The following is a 2,993-nucleotide window of genomic DNA, read 5'->3' on the forward strand; positions in this document are numbered from 1 at the left end:
TCGCTGCGCACGAAACTCTCCAAACTTAAGCTTTCACTGAAAGAGGTTGGCTGATGGATATCCGGGCCGCGGAAATTTCCGCAATTCTGAAAGAACAGATCAAAAATTTCGGCGACGAGGCTGAGGTCTCGGAAGTCGGTCAGGTGCTTTCGGTCGGCGACGGCATTGCCCGCGTCTATGGTCTCGACAATGTCCAGGCCGGCGAGATGGTCGAGTTCAACGGCGGCGTGCGCGGCATGGCGCTCAACCTCGAAAGCGACAATGTCGGTGTCGTTATCTTCGGTTCGGACCGCGAGATCAAGGAAGGCGACGTCGTCAAGCGCACCGGCGCCATCGTTGATGTGCCGGTCGGTCCCGGCCTTCTCGGCCGCGTCGTCGACGCGCTCGGCAACCCGATCGACGGCAAGGGCCCGATTGCTTCGGACCACCGCGCTGTTGTTGACGTCAAGGCCCCCGGCATCATTCCGCGCAAGTCGGTTCACGAGCCGATGTCGACCGGCCTGAAGGCCATCGACGCGCTGATCCCGATCGGCCGCGGCCAGCGCGAGCTTGTCATCGGCGACCGCCAGACCGGCAAGACCGCGATCATTCTCGATACCTTCCTGAACCAGAAGCCGATCCACGACAACGGCCCGGATAACGACAAGCTTTACTGTGTCTATGTCGCCGTCGGCCAGAAGCGTTCGACTGTCGCCCAGTTCGTGAAGACGCTGGAAGAGCGCGGCGCGCTCGAATATTCCGTCGTCGTCGCCGCCACCGCCTCCGATCCGGCCCCGATGCAGTACATCGCGCCGTTCGCCGGCTGCGCCATCGGCGAGTATTTCCGCGACAACGGCATGCATGCGCTCATCGCCTATGACGACCTTTCCAAGCAGGCCGTCGCCTATCGCCAGATGTCGCTGCTGCTGCGCCGCCCGCCGGGCCGCGAAGCCTATCCGGGCGACGTTTTCTACCTGCATTCGCGCCTTCTCGAGCGCGCGGCCAAGCTTTCGGAAGAACGCGGCGCCGGTTCGCTGACGGCCCTGCCGGTCATCGAGACCCAGGGCAACGACGTTTCGGCGTTCATCCCGACCAATGTGATCTCGATCACCGACGGCCAGATCTTCCTTGAAACCGACCTGTTCTACCAGGGCATCCGCCCGGCCGTGAACGTCGGCCTGTCGGTGTCGCGCGTCGGTTCGTCGGCGCAGATCAAGGCGATGAAGCAGGTTGCCGGCTCGATCAAGGGCGAGCTTGCCCAGTATCGCGAAATGGCGGCCTTCGCCCAGTTCGGTTCCGACCTGGATGCCGCGACCCAGCGCCTGCTGAACCGCGGCGCGCGCCTGACAGAGCTTTTGAAGCAGCAGCAGTTCTCGCCGCTGAAGACCGAAGAGCAGGTCGTCGTGATTTTCGCCGGCGTGAACGGCTATCTCGACAAGCTGCCGGTCAGCGACGTCAGCAAGTTCGAGCAGGGTCTTCTGTCCTATATGCGCGGCGAGGCGAGCGACGTTCTCGACGGCATCCGCACGGAAAAGGCGCTGAGTGACGATCTGAAGGGCAAGCTGAAGTCGGCGATCGACGCCTTCGCGAAGAACTTCTCCAAGTAACCAGGTAATCTTAGCGGGGATTTATAACCCATGGCTTCATTGAAGGATCTGAAGCTTCGCATTGCCTCGGTGAAGGCGACGCAGAAGATCACCAAGGCGATGCAGATGGTCGCCGCGGCGAAGCTGCGTCGCGCGCAGGAGGCCGCCGAGAATGCGCGGCCCTACTCCGAACGCATGGCAACCGTCATGGCCGACCTGACGGCGGCCGTCGGCGAGGGCGAGGAAGTGCCGAAGCTGATGAGCGGCACCGGCAAGGATGATGTTCATCTTCTGGTGGTCTGCACGGCCGAGCGCGGCCTTTGCGGCGGCTTCAACGCGCAGATCGCGCGCCATGCGCGCCTTGCTGCCCGTGACCTGATTTCCAAGGGCAAGACCGTCAAGATCTTCTGTGTCGGCCGCAAGGGCTATGATGCGCTGCGCCGCGAATTCGCCGACCTGATCGTCGAGCGGAAAGAGTTGCGCGATGTCCGCAAGATCGGCTTCGACAATGCCGAGGACGTTGCCAACCGCGTTATGGAGATGTTCGACGAGGGCGCTTTCGACGTTTGCACCCTGTTTTATTCCGAATTCAAATCGGTGATCTCGCAGGTGCCGACCGGCCTTCAGCTTATTCCGGCTTCGGCGCCGGAAGGCGCGGAAGAACGCTCTGAGTCCGCGCTTTACGATTACGAGCCGAATGCGGAAACCATCCTGTCCGAGATCGTGCCGCTCAACATCCGCGTCCAGGTTTTCCGCGCCCTGCTGGAAAATGCCGCCGGCGAGATGGGCGCGAAGATGACCGCGATGGACAATGCGACGCGCAATGCCGGTGAGATGATCGACAAGCTGACGCTTTCCTACAACCGTCAGCGTCAGGAAAAGATCACCACGGAACTGATTGAAATTATTTCCGGCGCGGAAGCGCTGTAAGAGCTTGAGAAGAGGGTTTTATCATGGCTGAGGCCTCTACCGGTAGAGTGACGCAGATTATCGGCGCCGTTGTGGACGTCGCCTTTGACGGCGAACTGCCCCCCATCATGAATGCGCTTGAAACCGACAACCACGGCAACCGGCTCGTTCTCGAGGTGGCCCAGCACCTCGGCGAAAATGAAGTCCGCACCATCGCCATGGACGCGACCGAGGGTCTCGTTCGCGGCCAGGAAGTCAAGAATACCGGATCCCCGATCCAGGTGCCGGTCGGCGTCGAAACGCTCGGTCGCATCATGAACGTTATCGGCGAGCCGGTGGATGAAGTCGGCCCGATCAAGACCAAGGAAAAGCGTGCCATCCACCAGGAAGCTCCGCCCTATGTCGACCAGTCGACCGAAGCGGAAATCCTCGTGACCGGCATCAAGGTCGTCGATCTTCTGGCGCCTTACGCCAAGGGCGGCAAGATCGGCCTGTTCGGCGGCGCCGGCGTTGGCAAGA

2 protein-coding genes and 1 pseudogene are annotated in these 2,993 nt (G+C 61.6%); all 3 read left to right on the top strand.

Annotated elements, in window-relative coordinates; genetic code table 11:
* The first annotated feature begins 53 nt into the window (after positions 1–53).
* Positions 54–1,586: a F0F1 ATP synthase subunit alpha gene (atpA, locus tag AC5DC2_RS22020; RefSeq protein ID WP_024706587.1), complete on the top strand. Its 1,533-nt coding sequence runs from the start codon at positions 54–56 to the stop codon at positions 1,584–1,586.
* A 30-nt stretch (positions 1,587–1,616) separates the two neighbouring features.
* Positions 1,617–2,495, top strand: coding sequence for a F0F1 ATP synthase subunit gamma (locus AC5DC2_RS22025; RefSeq protein WP_024706588.1), 879 nt, complete (start codon positions 1,617–1,619; stop codon positions 2,493–2,495).
* A 23-nt stretch (positions 2,496–2,518) separates the two neighbouring features.
* A pseudogene (locus AC5DC2_RS22030) lies at positions 2,519–2,993 on the top strand (F0F1 ATP synthase subunit beta); the annotation flags it as partial.

Source organism: Martelella sp. (assembly GCF_984369615.1).

What these genes read in the sequence shown, in the direction of transcription:
- atpA (WP_024706587.1), top strand. Translation starts at nt 54, where the DNA reads ATGGATATCCGGGCCGCGGAAATTTCCGCAATTCTGAAAGAACAGATC.
- AC5DC2_RS22025 (WP_024706588.1), top strand. Translation starts at nt 1,617, where the DNA reads ATGGCTTCATTGAAGGATCTGAAGCTTCGCATTGCCTCGGTGAAGGCG.